Source organism: Pseudomonas sp. JL27(2026) (genome assembly GCF_056933555.1).
Window position 1 is genome coordinate 620,633 of the sequence record NZ_CM167794.1, and the last position, 18,872, is coordinate 639,504.

Annotated in this window: 16 protein-coding genes; 10 read left to right on the top strand and 6 right to left on the bottom strand. The window is 61.4% G+C overall.

Annotated elements, in window-relative coordinates; all coding sequences use genetic code 11:
- Window positions 1-6: 6 nt before the first annotated feature.
- From parE to AC1Z1G_RS02815, 5 genes are all read left to right on the top strand, one after another.
- Entirely contained in the window at window positions 7-1,911 is a 1,905-nt protein-coding gene (gene parE / locus AC1Z1G_RS02795) for a DNA topoisomerase IV subunit B (RefSeq protein WP_347903597.1), read from the top strand.
- The gene (locus AC1Z1G_RS02800) at window positions 1,911-2,894 is read left to right on the top strand and encodes an esterase-like activity of phytase family protein (RefSeq protein ID WP_483624694.1); all 984 of its coding nucleotides are present in this window, start codon (window positions 1,911-1,913) and stop codon (window positions 2,892-2,894) included. Before parE ends, AC1Z1G_RS02800 begins: the two co-directional genes overlap by 1 nt.
- Window positions 2,891-3,412 (top strand): retropepsin-like aspartic protease family protein, encoded by a 522-nt coding sequence (locus AC1Z1G_RS02805; protein WP_483624696.1) that lies wholly within the window; start codon window positions 2,891-2,893, stop codon window positions 3,410-3,412. Before AC1Z1G_RS02800 ends, AC1Z1G_RS02805 begins: the two co-directional genes overlap by 4 nt.
- 10 nt (window positions 3,413-3,422) lie before the next feature.
- Window positions 3,423-5,687, top strand: a complete 2,265-nt coding sequence (parC, locus tag AC1Z1G_RS02810; protein WP_483624698.1) for a DNA topoisomerase IV subunit A — start codon at window positions 3,423-3,425, stop codon at window positions 5,685-5,687.
- A 176-nt stretch (window positions 5,688-5,863) separates the two neighbouring features.
- Window positions 5,864-6,577, top strand: coding sequence for a PqiC family protein (locus tag AC1Z1G_RS02815; RefSeq protein ID WP_483624700.1), 714 nt, complete (start codon window positions 5,864-5,866; stop codon window positions 6,575-6,577).
- Window positions 6,578-6,902: 325 nt separating this feature from the next.
- Here AC1Z1G_RS02815 and AC1Z1G_RS02820 read toward each other — a convergent pair whose 3' ends face one another.
- A complete protein-coding gene (locus tag AC1Z1G_RS02820; protein ID WP_483624702.1) occupies window positions 6,903-8,432 on the bottom strand; it encodes an AhpA/YtjB family protein in 1,530 nt (509 codons plus the stop codon).
- 134 nt (window positions 8,433-8,566) lie between these two features.
- Here AC1Z1G_RS02820 and serB point away from each other — a divergent pair, with 134 nt between their 5' ends.
- Entirely contained in the window at window positions 8,567-9,781 is a 1,215-nt protein-coding gene (gene serB, locus AC1Z1G_RS02825) for a phosphoserine phosphatase SerB (protein ID WP_483624704.1), read from the top strand.
- Window positions 9,782-9,901: 120 nt separating this feature from the next.
- Here the strand turns inward: serB and asd are convergent, their stop codons facing one another.
- From asd to AC1Z1G_RS02840, 3 genes are read right to left on the bottom strand one after another with little or no spacing between them, the layout of a single operon-like run.
- Window positions 9,902-10,762 carry an archaetidylserine decarboxylase gene (gene asd / locus AC1Z1G_RS02830; protein ID WP_483624706.1) on the bottom strand — a complete coding sequence of 287 codons (861 nt, stop codon included), beginning with the start codon at window positions 10,760-10,762 and terminating at the stop codon, window positions 9,902-9,904.
- A gap of 9 nt (window positions 10,763-10,771) precedes the next feature.
- Window positions 10,772-11,596 (bottom strand): thiosulfate sulfurtransferase, encoded by an 825-nt coding sequence (rhdA, locus tag AC1Z1G_RS02835; RefSeq protein ID WP_483624708.1) that lies wholly within the window; start codon window positions 11,594-11,596, stop codon window positions 10,772-10,774.
- A gap of 48 nt (window positions 11,597-11,644) precedes the next feature.
- Window positions 11,645-13,183 carry an HDOD domain-containing protein gene (locus AC1Z1G_RS02840; RefSeq protein WP_483624709.1) on the bottom strand — a complete coding sequence of 513 codons (1,539 nt, stop codon included), beginning with the start codon at window positions 13,181-13,183 and terminating at the stop codon, window positions 11,645-11,647.
- Between the two features lie 165 nt (window positions 13,184-13,348).
- On the opposite strand from AC1Z1G_RS02840, the gene motA reads away from it, so the two are divergent.
- The gene (gene motA, locus AC1Z1G_RS02845) at window positions 13,349-14,200 is read left to right on the top strand and encodes a flagellar motor stator protein MotA (protein WP_483624711.1); all 852 of its coding nucleotides are present in this window, start codon (window positions 13,349-13,351) and stop codon (window positions 14,198-14,200) included.
- Between the two features lie 2 nt (window positions 14,201-14,202).
- Complete coding sequence (motB, locus tag AC1Z1G_RS02850; RefSeq protein WP_483624713.1) at window positions 14,203-15,240, top strand: flagellar motor protein MotB; 1,038 nt, start codon at window positions 14,203-14,205, stop codon at window positions 15,238-15,240.
- 52 nt (window positions 15,241-15,292) lie between these two features.
- Here motB and rsgA read toward each other — a convergent pair whose 3' ends face one another.
- Window positions 15,293-16,324, bottom strand: a complete 1,032-nt coding sequence (gene rsgA / locus AC1Z1G_RS02855; protein WP_483624715.1) for a small ribosomal subunit biogenesis GTPase RsgA — start codon at window positions 16,322-16,324, stop codon at window positions 15,293-15,295.
- 108 nt (window positions 16,325-16,432) lie between these two features.
- On the opposite strand from rsgA, the gene orn reads away from it, so the two are divergent.
- Together orn and AC1Z1G_RS02865 are read left to right on the top strand one after the other, a co-directional pair.
- On the top strand, window positions 16,433-16,975 hold the full coding sequence (gene orn, locus AC1Z1G_RS02860; protein WP_347903615.1) for an oligoribonuclease: 543 nt from the start codon (window positions 16,433-16,435) through the stop codon (window positions 16,973-16,975).
- A 210-nt stretch (window positions 16,976-17,185) separates the two neighbouring features.
- The gene (locus tag AC1Z1G_RS02865; RefSeq protein WP_347903617.1) at window positions 17,186-17,797 is read left to right on the top strand and encodes a trimeric intracellular cation channel family protein; all 612 of its coding nucleotides are present in this window, start codon (window positions 17,186-17,188) and stop codon (window positions 17,795-17,797) included.
- Here the strand turns inward: AC1Z1G_RS02865 and queG are convergent.
- Entirely contained in the window at window positions 17,779-18,858 is a 1,080-nt protein-coding gene (gene queG, locus AC1Z1G_RS02870; protein ID WP_483624717.1) for a tRNA epoxyqueuosine(34) reductase QueG, read from the bottom strand. The genes AC1Z1G_RS02865 and queG overlap by 19 nt on opposite strands.
- Window positions 18,859-18,872: the final 14 nt, after the last annotated feature.

The following is an 18,872-nucleotide window of genomic DNA, read 5'->3' on the forward strand; positions in this document are numbered from 1 at the left end:
GACCCCATGGCCACTCCCAGCGCTAGCTCTTATAACGCAGACGCCATCGAAGTCCTCTCGGGCCTCGACCCGGTGCGTAAACGCCCCGGCATGTACACCGACACCAGTCGGCCGAACCATCTTGCCCAGGAAGTCATCGACAACAGCGTCGACGAAGCCTTGGCCGGGCACGCCAAATCGGTGCAGGTCATCCTGCACGCCGATCACTCCCTGGAAGTCAGCGATGACGGCCGTGGCATGCCGGTGGATATTCACCCCGAAGAGGGCGTCTCGGGCGTCGAGCTGATCCTCACCAAGCTGCACGCCGGCGGCAAGTTCTCCAACAAGAACTACCAGTTCTCCGGTGGTTTGCACGGGGTGGGTATTTCGGTGGTCAACGCCTTGTCGACCCAGGTGCGGGTGCGCGTCAAACGCGACGGCAACGAGTACCAGATGACCTTCGCCGATGGCTACAAGGCCACCGACCTGGAAGTCGTCGGCACCGTTGGCAAGCGCAACACCGGGACCAGCGTGTACTTTGCGCCGGACCCGAAGTACTTCGACTCCCCAAAATTCTCCATCAGCCGCCTCAAGCACGTGCTCAAGGCCAAGGCTGTGTTGTGCCCAGGGCTGCTGGTCAGCTTTGAAGACAAGGCCACCGGCGAAAAAGTCGAATGGCATTACGAAGACGGCCTGCGTTCCTACCTGGTAGACGCGGTCAGCGAATTCGAGCGTCTGCCGGACGAGCCGTTCTGCGGCAGCCTGGCCGGTAACAAGGAAGCGGTCGACTGGGCCTTGCTGTGGTTGCCCGAAGGCGGCGACAGCGTGCAGGAAAGCTACGTCAACCTGATCCCGACGGCCCAGGGCGGTACTCACGTCAACGGCCTGCGTCAGGGGTTGCTCGATGCGATGCGCGAATTCTGCGAGTTCCGTAGTTTGCTGCCGCGTGGCGTGAAGCTGGCGCCGGAAGACGTCTGGGAGCGTATTGCTTTCGTCCTGTCGATGAAAATGCAGGAGCCACAATTCTCCGGCCAGACCAAGGAACGTCTGTCGTCTCGCGAGGCGGCTGCGTTTGTTTCCGGTGTGGTCAAGGACGCCTTCAGCCTGTGGCTCAACGCTCACCCTGAACTGGGCCTGCAACTGGCGGAACTGGCGATCAACAACGCCGGCCGTCGTTTGAAGGCCAGCAAAAAGGTCGAGCGAAAACGCATTACCCAAGGTCCGGCGCTGCCGGGCAAACTCGCCGACTGCGCCGGGCAAGACCCGATGCGCTCCGAGCTGTTTCTGGTGGAAGGTGATTCCGCCGGTGGTTCGGCCAAGCAGGCGCGGGACAAAGAGTTCCAGGCGATCCTGCCGCTGCGCGGCAAAATCCTCAACACCTGGGAAGTCGACGGCAGCGAAGTGCTGGCCAGTCAGGAAGTGCACAACATCGCCGTGGCCATTGGTGTCGATCCGGGCGCTGCGGACATGAGCCAGCTGCGTTACGGCAAGATCTGCATCCTCGCCGACGCCGATTCCGACGGCCTGCACATTGCCACGCTGTTGTGCGCGTTGTTCGTCCAGCATTTCCGCCCGCTGGTGGACGCCGGCCACGTTTACGTCGCGATGCCGCCGCTGTACCGCATCGACCTGGGCAAAGAGATTTACTACGCCCTGGACGAAGCCGAGCGCGATGGCATTCTCGATCGTCTGGTGGCCGAGAAGAAACGCGGCAAGCCACAGGTCACCCGATTCAAGGGTCTGGGTGAAATGAACCCGCCGCAGTTGCGTGAAACCACCATGGACCCGAACACGCGGCGCCTGGTGCAACTGACGCTGGAAGATTACGAAGCCACGGCAGAAATGATGGACATGCTGCTGGCGAAAAAACGCGCTGGTGACCGTAAGTCATGGCTGGAGTCCAAAGGCAACCTGGCCGAGGTTCTGGCCTGATGCGCAAAGGCTTTGCCCTGGCGTTGCTGCTGTTGGCGTCGAGCGTGGCCGCAGAGCCTGCGCCCGAGCTGACCCTGGTGTCCGAGCACCCCGTGGAAGGCATGCGCGGCGGCAACCTTTCGGGGTTGGCGCTGTGCGGCAAGGCACTGTGGACAGTGTCCGACCGCGACGATGACCGTATCTATCGCCTCGACACCAGCGAAAACACCTGGCTGGCCGAAACCGTACGCATCGACGTACCGCCACCGCCCGACAGCGGCTTGCCCTGGGGCTTGAACTCGCGGACCTGGGCGGCATCGCTCGTGCGCGGCGGGGAGCTGGACTTCGAAGGCATCACCTGCGACAAGGCCGGCAATCGCTACATCGTCAGCGAGTCCTATGCGGCGGTGCTGCAAGTGCCGCCATTGGGGCCTGCGTCGTGGCTCAAGATCTCGCCGATCATGGTCCGCGAAGCGCGGGCCAGTGGTTTGTTGCTGCACTTCAACGCATTGTTCGAGGGCCTGGCCGTCAACGCTGCGGGCGACCGTATCTGGTTGGCCGCCGAGCGCGAGCGCCGTGGGCTGATGCTGATCAAGCGCAAGCAAACGGTCTGGGATTGCGATGGCGGTTGTGTGCTGCTGAGCGAAGCCGGTCTGGAAATGCAGCCAGCACAGTTTCCCGATCCCAAGCCGGTCCCCAGGGACTTTGCCGACCTGTCGCTGTTCAACGGCAAGCTCTTCACCCTTGAACGCAATGCGTTTCAGGTCTGTCGCCGGGACATTGAAACCGCCAAGGTCGAGCGCTGCTGGTCGTATGCCCGTGAAGCATTGCAACCCCATCGACGTTATCCACAGCGTTACGGCCTGGCCGAAGCGCTGGTGGTGGACGCGGACGGTGCCTGGATCGGTATCGACAACAACAGCGGCGCCCGTGCCGATGGCGAGAAGCGCCCGATTGTCTGGCGCTTCGCGGCGCCGCAAGGTGGCTGGAGCGCCAAGCCATGAGTCAACAGACACCGGGTAAACGTGCTGGTCGCGTGCTGCTGGTCCTGGCGTGGTGTGCCGGACTGTTTCTGGCGACGCGGTTTTTCGGGCAATGGGAACAGCGCCAGGAAAACCCCAATGCGCAGGTTACCTCGCAGCAGGGCGAGGGCTATATCGAAGTGAAACTGGTCGGTAACGGCCAGGGGCATTTCGTCGCCAGCGGCCAGATCAACGGCCAACCGGTGAGCTTCATGCTCGACACCGGGGCGACCGACGTGTCGATCCCGTCCGGCCTGGCCGAACGGCTGAACCTGGAAAAAGGCGCTCCGGTCACCCTGAGCACCGCCAACGGTCGCAGCGAGGGCTATCGAACCCGCCTCGACCAACTGAAACTGGGCGACATCGTGTTGCACGATGTCCGTGCCCTGGTGGCGCCAGGTCTGGGCGGCGAGCAAGTGCTGCTGGGCATGAGCGCCCTGAAACAACTTGAATTCACTCAGCGTGGCGGCACTTTGCTGCTGCGCCAGACAACGAACTGATGAGGCCCGCATGAGCGACTCCCTGGATCTCAGCCTGGACGGCGTAGAACGCCGTTCACTGGCTGACTTCACCGAAAATGCCTACCTCAACTACTCCATGTACGTGATCATGGACCGTGCCCTGCCGCATATCGGCGACGGCCTGAAACCGGTACAACGGCGAATCATCTACGCCATGAGTGAGTTGGGGCTGGACGCTGACTCCAAGCACAAGAAGTCCGCACGGACCGTCGGTGACGTGCTCGGTAAGTTCCACCCTCACGGTGACTCGGCGTGCTACGAAGCCATGGTGCTGATGGCCCAGCCGTTCAGCTACCGCTACACGCTGGTGGACGGCCAGGGTAACTGGGGTGCGCCGGATGATCCGAAATCCTTCGCCGCCATGCGTTACACCGAGGCGCGCCTTTCGCGTTATTCCGAAGTGCTGCTCAGCGAGCTGGGCCAGGGCACGGCAGACTGGGGCCCGAACTTCGACGGCACCCTCGACGAACCGCTGGTGTTGCCGGCCCGGTTACCGAACATCCTGCTTAACGGCACCACCGGCATTGCCGTGGGTATGGCCACCGACGTTCCACCGCACAACCTGCGGGAAATCGCCACGGCCTGCGTGCGTTTGCTCGATGAGCCAAAAGCCACGGTCGAACAGCTCTGTGAACACATCCAGGGCCCGGACTACCCGACCGAAGCGGAAATCATCACGCCGCGCGCCGACCTGCTGAAAATCTACGAAACCGGTCGCGGTTCGGTGCGTATGCGTGCCGTGTACCACATCGAAGACGGCGACATTATTGTCACGTCTCTGCCCCATCAGGTGTCCGGCGCCAAGGTGCTGGAACAGATCGCCGCGATGATGCAGGCCAAGCCGTCGAAGGCACCACAAGTGGCCGACCTGCGTGACGAATCCGACCACGAAAACCCGTGCCGGATCGTGATCATCCCGGTCAACAATCGGGTCGACCACGACGCACTGATGCAGCACCTGTTCGCCAGCACCGAGCTGGAATCGAGCTACCGGGTCAACATCAACATCATCGGCCTGGACGGCAAGCCGCAGTTGAAAAACCTGCGGGCGCTGCTGGTGGAGTGGCTGGAGTTCCGGGTTCAGACCGTGCGTCGTCGCCTGCAATTTCGCCTGGACAAAGTCGAGCGTCGCCTGCACCTGTTGGACGGTTTGTTGATCGCCTACCTCAACCTGGATGAAGTGATCCACATCATCCGCACCGAGGAACACCCTAAAGCCAAGTTGATCGAGCGGTTCGCCCTGAGCGAAATCCAGGCCGACTACATTCTTGACACTCGCCTGCGTCAACTGGCGCGTCTGGAAGAAATGAAGCTGCGCGCCGAGCAGGATGAACTGCTCAAGGAACAAGCCAAGCTGCAAGCGTTGCTGAGCAGCGAAGCCAAGCTCAAGAAACTGGTGCGCACCGAACTGATCAAGGACGCCGAAACCTATGGCGACGACCGCCGCTCGCCTATCGTCGAACGCGCCGAAGCCAAGGCGCTGACCGAACACGACCTGCTGCCGAACGAGAAAGTGACGGTGGTGCTGTCGGAAAAAGGCTGGGTTCGCTCCGCCAAGGGCCACGAAATCGATGCGACCGGGCTTTCCTACAAGGCTGGGGACGGTTTCAAAACCTCGGCGGCCGGTCGCTCCAACCAGTTCGCGGTGTTTATCGACTCCACCGGTCGCAGTTATTCGGTGCCGGCCCACACACTGCCGTCGGCCCGTGGCCAGGGCGAGCCACTGACCGGCCGTCTGACACCGCCGCCAGGCGCGACTTTCGAATGCGTGCTGATGCCTGAAGACGATGCGCTGTACGTCATCGCTTCCGACGCCGGTTACGGCTTTGTGGTCAAGGGTGAAGACCTGCAAGCCAAGAACAAGGCCGGCAAGGCGCTGTTGAGCCTGCCGAACAACGCCAAGGTGATCCTGCCGCGTCCTGTCGCCGATCGTGAGCAGAACTGGCTGGCCTCGGTGACTACCGAAGGGCGCCTGCTGATTTTCAAGATCAGCGACCTGCCGCAATTGGGCAAAGGCAAGGGCAACAAGATCATCGGGATTCCCGGCGAGCGTGTGGCCAACCGTGAGGAATACGTCACTGATATCGCCGTGCTGCCGGAAGGCGCCACGCTGGTTCTGCAAGCCGGTAAACGGACCCTGTCACTGAAGGCCGATGACCTGGAACACTACAAAGGTGAGCGCGGGCGTCGTGGCAACAAACTGCCACGGGGTTTTCAGCGGGTTGACGCGTTGTTGGTAGAAGCTCTCAATTAAGCGGTCTAGAGCGTTCGATCTACGATTTAACCCGTAGATCGGCGCTTTCGCGCTGGAGTCGGAACGCATATTCACGGATGATATGGCCTTTCACACGCTGGCGTGGCCCAGCGTTCTTCATATGTATTGAGTATTTTTACTGTGGCTGGCCTTGTGGCCACCCCCTGGATGGGATGATGACTGTTCTGCGCCTTCCTCTAATTTTGTTGCTCGCAGGCGTTCTTGGCCTGGCGGGTTGCAGCGTTCACCAGCCGGTGTCGCTGTATCAGCTGGACAGCGGAAGTCCGGCCCAGCCTGCGCAAAGCGCCGGCATGTCGGTATTGTTGGGGCCGGTGCTGGTTGCCGATTACCTGCAACGTGAAACCCTGCTGCAACGTCAGCCCGATGGCAGCCTGCAAGCGTCCACTGATGGTCGTTGGGCGGGCAGCCTGTCGTCTGACATCAATCAGTTGCTGTTGCGTCAGGTGGCCGGTCATCTGGACAGCCAGCGTGTCGTGTTGGCCCCGGCAAACCTGGGTTTCACTCCCGACGTTCAAGTGCTGCTGTCGATCACTCGCCTGGATTCGGGCGAATCGCAACCGGCGATCCTTGATGCTCAATGGCGCCTGATCGACCGTCGCGGCCAGGTTCGTGACAACCGCATCATCCATCTGCAAGAGCAGCATGCCGGTGGCACTGCTGCTCAGGTTCAGGCCCAGGGTGTGTTATTGCAGCGTCTGGCCGATCAGTTGTCGGTAGCGCTCAAGCCGTTGGCCAATCAGCCACCGGTTGCCGAAGCACCGCGCAAACCGGCACCCAAGCCTGCGGCCGCGGTGCCGGAAGTAGAGAAACAACAGAAGATGCCGATGGCCTCGCCGATCCGCACGGACATGGAAGTGTTCAGGTTCTAGGTTGGATTGCTGCAAAGACAAAGCCCGCGTTGATGCGGGCTTTGTTGTTTCTGCGAGTCAGCGAGTGTGGTCTATCTCGACAATTACCCCTCACCCCATAGGGGGAGAGGGGAAAGGGAGCCGATCTTCATGTTGTTCAACTCCGGAGTTCGACTTGATATCCCGGGTCGCAGTATGCCGACCAAACACCTCGGTCAGTCCCCTAGCCCATCTGGGGGAGAGGGTTAGGGTGAGGGGTGATCTTGAAGCAAACGCATTTTTCAAACTCAACAAAAAGCCCGCAGACGATCGCTCGTCTGCGGGCTTTTTCGTTCACGGGCCGGGGTCAGCTTTTGGCTCGGGTCTCGTGCATGCGCGCCAGTTGTCGCTCGAGCATCGATGGATAAGGCTCCATCAAGCGCTCCACGCAGCACGCGCCTTCCGGGCTGGCAATCGGCCGGATCCGCGCACGCTGGCGGATCAGCATGTCGTCGCTGATCTTGCGCTCCACCAGCAGCAGGTTGCGGCTGTGCTGGGAAAGGGCCAAGGCGTCCTGGGCGGTTTCGGTGAGCAACAGGTCGATCTGGCTCAGGCCGAACAGTTCCTCGCCCAGCGTCAGGCCCAATTGCAGTTGCAGGGTGATGCCGCTGTCGGCGACTTCAATCTGCAACTGATGGCCCAGCGCGCGCAGCAGTTCACCGCAGCAAATGGCGTTGGTCAGGTAGTCGTCGCCGCTGTCTTCGCTGTGGAACAACATCAGTGTGCTGCCATCGTTCAGGGTGTGCAGCTCGCTTTGATACAGCGAAGCGGCCTGGTCGAGACAGTCGCGATAACGTTCAAGCAACTCGGTCAGCCGTGCGCGGGGTAAGCGACGCAACTGTTCCTGGGCGCCCAGTTGCACGGCCAGCACTGCGCTGTGCTGAGGCAACGCTGGAACCACCGGTTTGGGCTGCGGCTTGATAGCCGGCGCAGTAGTCGTGTGGTCGCGCAGGTCGGCGAACGGGTCTTCTTCGTCCAGTTCGTCTTCTTCGGCGCTGACCAAATGCCGTGGCGCAGGCTTGAGGCCGGCAACCGGGGCGGTTTCGTCGAAGCTCGGGTCGCGCAGGTTGCGGACTTCGAACACAGGCTCGAGGTCTTCGGCGTCGTCGTAGTCGGGCGCAGGCTCGGGCTCCGGTTCTACTCGCTCCGGGGCAAAGCTTGAGTGGAGCTGGCGGGCCAGGTCGCCGATTTCATCCTGGCGTTGAGTCGCCGGGGTGTGTTCGTCGATATCGCGCAGCCATACCCGCAATTGCAGCAATGGTGTCGAGATGTGCCGCCCCAGGCGCAGGCTCAGGGCCAGGGACAATGCCAGCAGGATGGCGCTGAGAATGCCCATGCTTTGCAGGCTGATGGTCATTGGCTGCTGGAACTGGTCCATGTCCAGGCTGATGCGCAGGTGGCCAGCGGTCACGTCCTGGAAGGTGATCTTGCTCTGGTACAAGCCTTCGGCTTCACCCAGCAGGCTGTGCTTGGGGCGCTGGCCGGATTCGGCGAGGATACGGTTGTCCACGCTATAAATAGCGGCGTGGGCCACCAGCGGATTCTTGGTCAGGTTGTTCAGCAGCACGTTGAGGCTGAGGATGTCGTTGGACACCAGCAGCTCGGTGGCGGACGTGGCGGTCTGGGTGGTGAGGCTCTGACCCAGCGCATCGGCCTGTTCGTGCATGGCCTGCTTGAACTGCAAACCCATCACGCAGGCGTAGATCACCAGGGCCAGGGCGACCAGGATCACGTTATGGCTGGCAATGCGTAATGCAATCGGTACACGGCGGTGGCGCAGCGCACGGAAGATCAGCAGGAAGAAGTTGTCGGTTTTGACTGGCGTAGGCCGGTTCACTGAGCTCGGCTCTTTTGTCCGTGAAGTTGAGGCGCAGTATAGCGATAGCCCCTAGACCGTCAAAGCGCTGGCTGTGCCCGATGGTCACTGAAAGTGGGTAGAATGCGGTTTTTTTCCACCTGCGGGGGTGCGCCTTGCGCGAAATCGTCCTGATAAACATCACGGGAGTCGACCGTCCGGGTCTGACTGCGGCCATTACCGGTGTTCTGGCTCAGGGTGGTGTGACCATTCTCGACATTGGTCAGGCCGTGATCCACGACACATTGTCGTTTGGCATCCTCGTTGAAATTCCAGGCACCGAGGCCGGGCAGTCGGTGCTCAAGGACATACTGTTCAAGGCTTACGAGCTGGATCAACAGGTGCGTTTCACGCCGGTGTCCGAAGAGGATTACCAGCAATGGGTCGGTGCCCAGGGTAAAAAGCGTCACATCGTGACCTTGCTGACCCGCAAAGTGACTGCCGAACAATTGCAGCGTGTGAGTTCGATTACCGCCAAGTATGGCCTGAACATCGATCACATCGACCGTCTGTCGGGACGTATGCCGCTGGACACGCCAGCAGATCGGGGCAAGGGCTGTATCGAGTTTTCCGTGCGTGGCGAAGCGGCTGACCCGCAAGCATTGCGCGCCGAATTTCTCAGCGTTGCCCAGGAACTGAATGTCGACATCGCGTTCCAGGAAGACTCGCTGTTTCGCCGCAACCGGCGCCTGGCGGTGTTCGACATGGATTCGACGCTGATTGAGGCCGAAGTGATTGATGAGTTGGCCAAAGCCGCCGGTGTGGGTGAGCAAGTCTCGGCGATCACCGAACGGGCGATGGCGGGCGAACTCGATTTCCGGGCCAGCTTCAAGGAGCGCCTGGCCTTGCTGCAAGGGTTGGACGTGAGCGTGCTGGATTCGATTGGTGCCTCGCTGCGCCTGACCGAAGGTGCAGAAACCCTGTTCGCCGAACTCAAGCGCCTGGGATACAAAACCGCGATCCTGTCTGGCGGCTTCACCTATTTTGCCAAGCAGTTGCAAGCCAAGCTCGGCATCGACTATGTGTTTGCCAATGAGCTGGAAGTGGTCGATGGCAAAGTCACGGGCGTGGCGGTCGAGCCGATTGTCGATGCTCAGCGTAAGGCAGATTTGCTGCGCGAACTGGCACACAAGGAAGGTTTGCGTCTGGAGCAGACGATTGCCGTCGGCGACGGAGCCAACGACTTGCCGATGCTGGCGATTGCAGGTTTAGGTGTAGCGTTCCGTGCCAAGCCGCTGGTCAAGCAATCGGCCAAACAGGCGATTTCGACCTTGGGTCTGGATGGTGTGCTGTATCTGCTGGGCTTGCGGGACCGCGACGGTCAGTTGTAACACCGAGCGTTTTTGTGGGAGCGGGCTTGCTCGCGAAGAGGGCGTGTCAGTCGACATTAATGTTGTCTGATCCACCGCTTTCGCGAGCAAGCCCGCTCCCACATTAGTTCTCTATTCAGGTCAGGCGTTTGGCAGGCCCATGCCTTGGCCCATTTCAACCGGTGAACCGGCAGCCAGTGCCTCGACCCATTTCACTTGATTTGGGCCAAACAGGACGACGGCGGTCGAACCCAGTTTGAAGCGGCCCAGTTCGGCGCCTTTTTCCAGATAGATCGGTGCGCGGGCGGCCTCGTCGTAGCGGAAGGTTTTCAGTTCGCGCTTGGGTGGCGTCACCAAGCCGGCCCAGACGGTTTCGATCGAGGCAACGATCATCGCACCCACCAGCACCACAGCCATCGGCCCGCGCTCGGTGTCGAAAATGCACGCCACGCGCTCGTTGCGGGCGAACAGCTCCGGAACGTTTTCGGCGGTGGTCTGGTTGACCGAGAAGATCCGGCCCGGGATGTAGACCATCTCGCGCAGGGTGCCAGCCAGCGGCATGTGCACGCGGTGGTAGTCCTTGGGCGACAGGTAAATGGTGGCGAAATCGCCGCCCATGAAAGGGGCGGCGTTCGCCGCGTCACCGCCCAGCAATTCCAGCACGCTGAAACTGTGGCCCTTTGCCTGGAACACGCGGCCGTGTTCGATCGGGCCGAGTTGGCTGACGGCGCCGTCGGCCGGGCTGAGGATCGCGCCTGGTGTTTGGTCCAGTGGGCGTGCGCCGTCTTTCAAGGCGCGAGTGAAGAACGCGTTGAAGTGCTCGTAAGCGGTCAGGTCTTCGACCAATGCCTGGGACATGTCCACCTGATAACGCTTGGCGAACCAGGCGGTAAAGGCATTCTTGAACCAGCGCACGCGGCATTCGGCAATGCAGCCGGCCAGACGCGACAGCAGGTGATGGGGCAACAGATATTGGCTGAGGATAAACAAACGCTTTTTCATTAACTGTCCTTAAGAACCTTGAATCTCGACGGGCGTGTCGGGGTGGTTGCCCCATTCGCCCCAGGAGCCGGCGTAGCCCTTGACCCGCGGATAACCGAGGGCCTTGGCCACCAGATAGGTGAAGCCAGAGCGGTGATGAGTCTGGCAGTGGGTAATCACTTCTTTGTCTTTGCTGATCCCGAGCGACTCGAGGATCTGCGGCATGTCTGTGCGAATGCGCAGGCTGCGGGACGGGTCCATGCCGGCGGTCCATTCGAAATTGACCGCGCCGGGGATGTGGCCACCCTTGGCTGCCAGTACCTTCTCGCCGGAATACTCCAGCGGCCCGCGGGCGTCCCAGATCGCCAGGTCAGCGGCACCGAGACGGCTTTGCAGGTATTCGCGGGTGGCGGTGGGTTCGTCATGCAGGGTCAGCGCAACCGGGCCGCCGACGGCTGCCGGGACCTCGGTCGAGACAGGCAAACCGTCCGCCAGCCAGGCCGGGAGGCCGCCGTCGACGTAGTGGTAGCGGTGGTGGCCGATGACATCCAGCAACCAGATGAAGCGCCCGGCCCAGCCACCGCCTTCGTCGTCATAGACCACGTAGACCGCGTCCTTGTTGTGCCCCAGTTCGCCGAACAGGGTTTCCAGCGCCGCTTGAGGCGGCAGCAGTCCTGGCGCGGGCGCCTGGCCCAGTTGGGTGCGTTTGGGGTCAACGAAGTGCGCGCCGGGGATGTGGCCCGCAGCGTAGCGGGCGCTGCTGGTCAGGTCGACCAGAATCAGTTCGCGGGCGTCCAGACGGGCGAGCAGGTCGCTCGGCTCGATCACCAGCGCCAAGCCAGAGAAGTCAGACATGTGAGGTCTCCAGAGCACAAAGGGGAGGATTGTAGCTCAAGCGCGGCGTTAACGGCCGCGGTTGGTAAAGCTATGCAGGGCCTTTTCGATGCATTGTGCGGTTTTACCGAAGGCTTGCACGGTCAGGTCCGAAAAAGGTCCGCCGCCCTGATCGGCAACGATCAGCATGACCACCCGGCCATTGCTGGCCACGGAACGCAGCAGCAGGTGATCGCCGCCGAACAGTCCGCGCAGGCTGTTGGGCAGCAGCGCGGAAAACTGTGCGTTGTTGGCCGGCGTCAGGCGCACCTGGGCTTGTTGTGCAAGCAGGCGTTGCAGCACGGTGCTCTGGCTGACCACCAGGTTCAGGTTCGCGCATTCCTTGGGCAGGCCATAGGTTTGATGTGCCCGCAGGTTGGCCAGATTGCGGTCGGCCATCAGCAGCATCACCCGACGCATACCGCACGCCGCCAACGCATCGCGAGCAGCCAGGGTCAGGTGCATCGCGTTGCTGAACGGGCTCGGTTCTACCAGTAGCTCAGCGCATTGCTTGCGCCACTTGGCCAGGCTTTCGGTGGTGGGTGGCGGCGCGGGCAGTTGGCCGCGATGCAGGTGGTGCGTGCCCCACGGCCAGAGCAAGGCTTCGGCCGGATGCCAGAGGTCGGCCATGTCGTGCTGGCGGGCGCTTTGTGCGGCTTGCTGGTGCAGTTGTTGTTGCAAATCGTCCATCGGCATTTGCAGATAGAGACTGGTGAGCCACTGCCAGCGTTGGCTGTGTGGGCTGTCCCAGGCCTGATGGGCTGAAAGCGCGAGACCGTTGGCCAGCAGCACGGTGTTGGCCGGTTGATTCAGCCAGCGCCGCAGGGTCGGGTCATCGTCGAGACGATTTTGCTGGCGCAACGGGTGATCGCCGTCACGGGCAATGCGCAGCACTTTCACCAGTTCGCGCTGTTCGCTGCGCAACAACCGATACCCTTGCAGCACCCAGATCGGCAAGCGCCAGAGTTCGACCAGCGTCTGGCACAGCTCCAGCAGATGGATGCCGAACAGCTCCCGCTCGACCTTGGCCGCCGACTCGTGTTTGTGAATGACCCGCAGCTCCCATTCTTCGAGCAGGTGCGGGTGGGTCAGCGCCATGGGCCACAGCGGCGACAGAAACAGCAGGCTGCCCCAGTGGATGTCTTGCCAGAGCCGCGCCAGGCGACTGGCGAACAGGCCGTTGGCTTGTTGGGTGGCATGCTGGCTGATGAGCTGGAGCTGACGCAGGGCGACCGGTATTTGCTCTTCAGGCATCGCCGGCAGGCGGGCGAGCAATTCTTCCGTGCGTTTCAAACCGAGGCGCGTAATCGCGACTTCGAGGTTCTCTGCCGGGCCGGTCATGCTGCCGTGGGTATGGTGGTTGGCTTCGCGAATCACGCTCAAGGCCAGGGCCGGACTGTCTTGCATCAGGTCGGCGATATCGCGCAGCGAACTGCGGTTGTCGGCGATGGCTTTGCAGACCCGGTCATGGCTGGCCTGGGGAACGGGAAGAGTGACGTGGTCCAGGAGTTGGACCCAACCTTGAAGAGTGGTCGGTTTTTGAGGTGGGACGCTCGTTTCATTAACCATGGCTGGGCGCGATCACTTTTGATTTCAACACGCCCGCTATGGGCCAAATTGGCTTTTCGCCTTAACTGGCTATAGTCTGGCGCAGTTTTGCCGATAAGTAGAAGAAGAGATTTTTTAACTTCCGAATATGACCTTGAACCCGACTCAGTAAGTACTCTCCTACCTATGGCTAAAATTATCGGCATCATTGTCGTATTCGCGAGCGTGCTCGGCGGATACGTGCTTTCCCACGGCAAGATTGCCGCCCTGATTCAGCCTTTCGAGGTGATGATCATCGGTGGTGCAGCCCTGGGTGCTTTCCTTCAGGCCAACCCCGGCTACATGACGATGCACGTACTCAAGAAATCCTTGAGCATGTTCAGTTCGCGTTTCACCCACACGTTCTACCTGGAAGTGCTGGGCCTGATCTACGAGATCCTTAACAAGAGCCGCCGCGAAGGCATGATGGCGATTGAAGGCGACATTGAAGACGCCGCCGCCAGCCCGATTTTCGCCAAGTACCCGGCCGTGCTCAAAGACGAACGCATGACTGCGTTCATCTGTGATTACCTGCGCATCATGTCGTCCGGCAACATGGCTCCCCATGAACTTGAAGGCCTGTTCGACATGGAACTCTACAGCCTCAAGGAAGACCTGGAGCACCCGTCCCACGCGGTCAACGGTATCGCGGACGCCATGCCGGGCTTCGGTATCGTGGCGGCGGTACTGGGTATCGTCGTGACCATGGCTTCGCTGGGTGAAGGTGACCAGAAGTCCATCGGCCTGCACGTGGGTGCGGCACTGGTGGGTACGTTCTTCGGTATTCTCGCGGCCTACGGTTTCTTCGGTCCGCTGGCTCACTCGCTGGCGCACGATGCCAAGGAAGAGCTGAACGTCTACGAAGCCATCAAGGCCTCGCTGGTCGCCTCGGCTTCAGGCATGCCTCCATCGCTGGCCGTCGAGTTCGGGCGTAAAGTGCTGTACCCGGCGCATCGTCCTAGCTTCGCCGAGCTGGAACAAGCGGTTCGCGGTCGCTAAGCATGGAAAACAATCAGCCGATTATCATCAAGCGCGTCAAGCGCATTGCTGGCGGGCATCACGGGGGCGCCTGGAAAATCGCCTTCGCGGACTTCGCGACAGCGATGATGGCGTTCTTCCTGGTGCTGTGGCTGCTGTCCACGGCCACCCCGGAACAGAAGATCGCCATCGCCGGTTACTTCAAGGACCCGATCGGCTTCTCCGAAAGCGGCACGCCGTTCATCATCGACCTGGGCGGTACGCCCACGCTGGCGCCGGAGACCACCCTCAACCCAGAGGTCAAGTCGCAGCCGCAGCCTGATAAAGTGACGATCGATGCCGAGCAGGTAGAAGGCATGGCCGAACAGGTCGAGAAGGAGCGCCTCGAACTGTTGCTGCAAGAGTTGCAGAACAAGGTTGAAGAAAACCCGCAGTTGCAGAAGTTCAAGGATCAGATCCTGTTCGAAATCACGCCGGATGGCTTGCGCATCCAGATCATCGATTCCGAAAACCGGCCGATGTTCGACTCAGGCTCGGCGCGTTTGAAGCCGTATTTCGAAGACATCCTGCTGGCCATGGCCGACACCATTAAAGCGGTGCCGAACAAGATCAGTATCAGCGGGCACACGGACGCCAAGCCGTACTCGGGCACCGGTGATTTCGGTAACTGGGAGCTCTCGGCCAACCGTGCCAACGCCGCTCGCCGTGCGCTGGTTGCAGGCAGCTATCCGGACCAGCAAGTGGCACGGGTGGTGGGTTACGCTTCGTCGGTGTTGTTCGACCGCGAAAACCCGTTCAACCCGGTCAACCGCCGTATCGACATCGTTGTATTGACGAAGAAAGCCCAGCGCGCCATCGAAGGTGAGCAAGGTGCGCAGCCGCAACCAGCACCGACTCAGGGCCAAGGCGCCCCGGGTGAAGTGCCGGCCGATCCGAACGCGCTGCCGGCCGACCAGCAACCGTTGCCGGCCCATGAGTTGCGCGAACGCTTGAACCTGTTCGACGACCCGACGCCGAAAGCGGGTGATGCCGCCAAACCGGCTGAACCACCCAAGCCGTGACCCACAAAAAAGCCGCGATCATCGCGGCTTTTTTGTCTCTGCGGGGTACAGCTTAGTAGCTGGTTTCGGGCAGGCTGGCGATGATCGAGCGGTAGCTGTTCATGCGCTGTTGTTGCACGCGACCGTCTTCCAGTGCCTTGAGCAGGGCGCAGCCGGGTTCACGGTCGTGCTTGCAGTCGCGGAAGCGGCAGGTGCCGATCAGGTCGTTGAATTCGATGAAGCCGGCCTCGACGTCGGAACGGCTGACGTGGCCCAAACCGAACTCACGAATCCCCGGGGAGTCGATCAGTTCACCGCCGCCCGGGAAGTGGAACAGGCGCGCTGTGGTCGTGGTGTGAGTGCCCTGGCCGGACAACTCGGACAGCGGGCCGACGCGGGTTTCGACTTCCGGCAGCAGGCTGTTGACCAGCGACGACTTGCCCACGCCGGACTGGCCGACAAACACACTGATGCGCCCGTCGAGCTGCTCTTGCAGTTTCTCCATGCCATTGCCGTGGTGCGCCGAGACTTCCAGCACCGGGTAGCCGAGTGTGCGGTACACCGCCAGCAAGGCATTCAGCGCCGGTGCGTTCTGCTCGTCGATCAGGTCGAACTTGTTGAGCAGCAGCAACGGGCGGATACCTGCGTGTTCGGCGGCGACCAGGTAGCGGTCGATCAGGTTGGCGTGGGGCTCGGGCAGTGGGGCGAAGACAATCACGATCATGTCGACGTTGGCGGCCACGGGCTTGAGCTGGCCCCGGCTGTCGGGACGGCACAGCTCGGTGTTGCGCGGCAATTGTGCAACGATCACCCCGATGCCCTGGTTGCCGGCACGCCAGACCACCTGGTCGCCAGTCACCAGCGCAGGCAGGTTGGCCCGCAAGTGGCAGCGGAACACCTGGCCGGCGAGTTCGCCGTCGCGGGCTTCAACCTCGACCTGCACACCGAAGTGCGCAATCACCAGCCCCGTTTGCTCGGGGCCAAGGTCACCGCCCTCGAGTGCTTCCACGGCAGAGGATTCGCGTTTGGCGGCGCGGGCAGCGCGCTCGCCCTGAATCTTTTCGATGCGCCAGTTTTGACGACGATTGAGTTGGCGTTTGGCCATGGGTGTTCCGTGTCGATAATGCAGCGATTAGGTAAAACGGCCGCGAGTTTAGCACGCCCTGCGAGTCCTCTAGGCTAAACTGCGCAACACCGCCTAAGGAGCCGACACATGCAAAACCCGCAGAACCTGATTTGGATCGATCTGGAAATGACCGGTCTGAACCCTGACACCGACGTCATCATCGAGATGGCCACCATTGTCACCGACAGCAACCTCAACACCCTGGCCGAAGGCCCGGTGATCGCGATTCACCACAGCGATGAGATCCTTGCCGGCATGGACGAGTGGAACACCCGTCAACACGGCGGTTCGGGCCTGACCCAGCGCGTGCGCGACAGCCGCATCAGCATGGCTGAAGCCGAAGCCGAAACCATCGCGTTCCTGGAGCAGTGGGTGCCCAAGGGCAAATCGCCGATCTGTGGCAACAGCATTTGCCAGGACCGCCGCTTCCTTTATACGCACATGAAATCGCTGGAAAGCTATTTCCACTACCGCAACCTGGACGTCTCGACCCTCAAGGAGCTGGCTGCACGCTGGGCGCCGGACGTGCGTGACAGCTTCAAGAAAGGCAGCACGCACCTGGCGCTGGACGACATTCGCGAATCCATCGCCGAGCTGCAGCACTACCGCAAGCATTTCATCAAGTTCTGATACAGCGGCGTTTTTGTGGCGAGGGAGCTTGCTCCCGCTCGGCGGCGCAGCAGTCGTAAAGCCTGTGAGTGCGGTGTGACTGAAACAATGCAGGGGAGCGCTTCGCACTCCAGCGGGAGCAAGCTCCCTCGCCACAGGTACTGTGATTGCCCTCTTCTGGTGCCGATCCGAAATGGCTAGACTGCGCGCCTTCTCGTAAGGACCGCCGCCATGTTGCTGATGCTCTACCTGATCGCCATTACCGCTGAAGCCATGACTGGCGCCTTGTCTGCCGGGCGTCGTGGCATGGACTGGTTCGGCGTGGTGCTGATTGCCTGCGTCACAGCCCTGGGGGGCGGTTCAGTGCGCGACGTGCTGCTCGGGCATTACCCGCTGACCTGGGTCAAGCACCCGGAATACCTGGTGTTGACCTCCGTCGCGGCAATGTTCACGGTGTTCACCGCCCGCTGGATGCGCCATCTGCGTTCGCTGTTCCTGGTGCTCGATGCCGTGGGGTTGGTGGCGTTCACCCTGATCGGTTGCATGACCGCGCTGGAAATGGGCCACGGTATGGTGGTGGCGTCGGTCAGCGGTGTGATCACGGGCGTGTTTGGCGGCATCCTGCGGGATATTTTCTGTAACGACATCCCGCTGATCTTCCGTCGTGAGTTGTACGCCAGCGTCTCATTCGCCGCCGCGTGGTGTTACATGTTCTGCCTCTATCTGGAGCTGCCCGGCGAACAGGCGATCCTCATCACTCTGTTTGGCGGCTTCCTGCTGCGCTTGCTGGCCATTCGTTTCCACTGGGAAATGCCCAAGTTCGTCTACAACGACGAGCATTGACGGCTGGCGTGTTGTTTGAGCGCCCACTCCACATGTTCGCGCACCAGTTCTGAGGGATAGTCTGCCCGCGCCTTCAACGCTTCCAGCACCGGGATCGTTGAAGGTGCATTGCCCAGCCCCACGGCCAGGTTGCGCAGCCAGCGCTCATAACCGGCGCGGCGCAGCGGTGAGCCTTCGGTGCTGCGCAGGAACGTGTCCTCGTCCCACATGAACAGTTCGGCCAGCTCGGCGTTGTCCAGGTTGTGGCGCGGTTTGAAGTCGCTTTCGCCGGACGGCCGGGCGAAACGGTTCCACGGGCAGACGATCTGGCAGTCATCGCAGCCGAAAACCCGGTTGCCGATCAGTGGCCGCAAGTCTTCGGGGATTGCGCTTTTCAGTTCGATCGTCAGGTAGGAAATGCAGCGTCGGGCGTCCAGCACGTACGGGCCGACGAAGGCGTTGGTCGGGCAGATATCGAGGCATGCCGTGCAGCGACCGCAATGTTCGGTGCTGTGGGGTGGGTCCACGGGCAGCGGCAGGTCGACGAACAGTTCGCTCAAGAAGAAGTAACTGCCGGCCTTGCGGTTAAGTACCAGCGTGTTTTTACCGATCCAGCCGAGGCCGGCCTGTTCGGCGATGGCCTTTTCCAGCACTGGCGCGCTGTCGACGAAGGCGCGATAACCGAAGGGCCCGATGACCTGTTGGATCTTCTCGGCCAACTGCTGCACGCGTTTGCGGATCAGCTTGTGGTAATCGCGGCCCAGGGCGTAGCGCGAGACGTAGGCTTTTGCAGGTTGTGCCAGGCGTTGGGCCATCTGCGTATCGCCCGGCAGGTAATCCATGCGCAGTGACACCACGCGCAACGTGCCTGGCACCAACTCGTCGGGGTGCGAGCGTTTGGTGCCGTGGGCACCCATGTATTCCATCTCGCCGTGGTAGCCGGCTTCGAGCCAGCGCTCCAGATGTTGTTCATGCTCGGCGAGGTCCAGGCCACTGATGCCGACTTGTTGAAAGCCCAACTCGCGGCCCCAGTCCTTGATCGATTGGGCGAGGGCGGGCAGATCGGTGGTAATAGCAGGCATGAGACGAGAGAAAC

Coding starts and splice junctions, on each gene's coding strand:
- parE (WP_347903597.1), top strand. CDS start 7: ATGGCCACTCCCAGCGCTAGCTCTTATAACGCAGACGCCATCGAAGTC.
- AC1Z1G_RS02800 (WP_483624694.1), top strand. CDS start 1,911: ATGCGCAAAGGCTTTGCCCTGGCGTTGCTGCTGTTGGCGTCGAGCGTG.
- AC1Z1G_RS02805 (WP_483624696.1), top strand. CDS start 2,891: ATGAGTCAACAGACACCGGGTAAACGTGCTGGTCGCGTGCTGCTGGTC.
- parC (WP_483624698.1), top strand. CDS start 3,423: ATGAGCGACTCCCTGGATCTCAGCCTGGACGGCGTAGAACGCCGTTCA.
- AC1Z1G_RS02815 (WP_483624700.1), top strand. CDS start 5,864: ATGACTGTTCTGCGCCTTCCTCTAATTTTGTTGCTCGCAGGCGTTCTT.
- asd (WP_483624706.1), bottom strand. CDS start 10,762: ATGAAAAAGCGTTTGTTTATCCTCAGCCAATATCTGTTGCCCCATCAC.
- rhdA (WP_483624708.1), bottom strand. CDS start 11,596: ATGTCTGACTTCTCTGGCTTGGCGCTGGTGATCGAGCCGAGCGACCTG.
- AC1Z1G_RS02840 (WP_483624709.1), bottom strand. CDS start 13,183: ATGGTTAATGAAACGAGCGTCCCACCTCAAAAACCGACCACTCTTCAA.
- motA (WP_483624711.1), top strand. CDS start 13,349: ATGGCTAAAATTATCGGCATCATTGTCGTATTCGCGAGCGTGCTCGGC.
- motB (WP_483624713.1), top strand. CDS start 14,203: ATGGAAAACAATCAGCCGATTATCATCAAGCGCGTCAAGCGCATTGCT.
- rsgA (WP_483624715.1), bottom strand. CDS start 16,324: ATGGCCAAACGCCAACTCAATCGTCGTCAAAACTGGCGCATCGAAAAG.
- orn (WP_347903615.1), top strand. CDS start 16,433: ATGCAAAACCCGCAGAACCTGATTTGGATCGATCTGGAAATGACCGGT.
- AC1Z1G_RS02865 (WP_347903617.1), top strand. CDS start 17,186: ATGTTGCTGATGCTCTACCTGATCGCCATTACCGCTGAAGCCATGACT.
- queG (WP_483624717.1), bottom strand. CDS start 18,858: ATGCCTGCTATTACCACCGATCTGCCCGCCCTCGCCCAATCGATCAAG.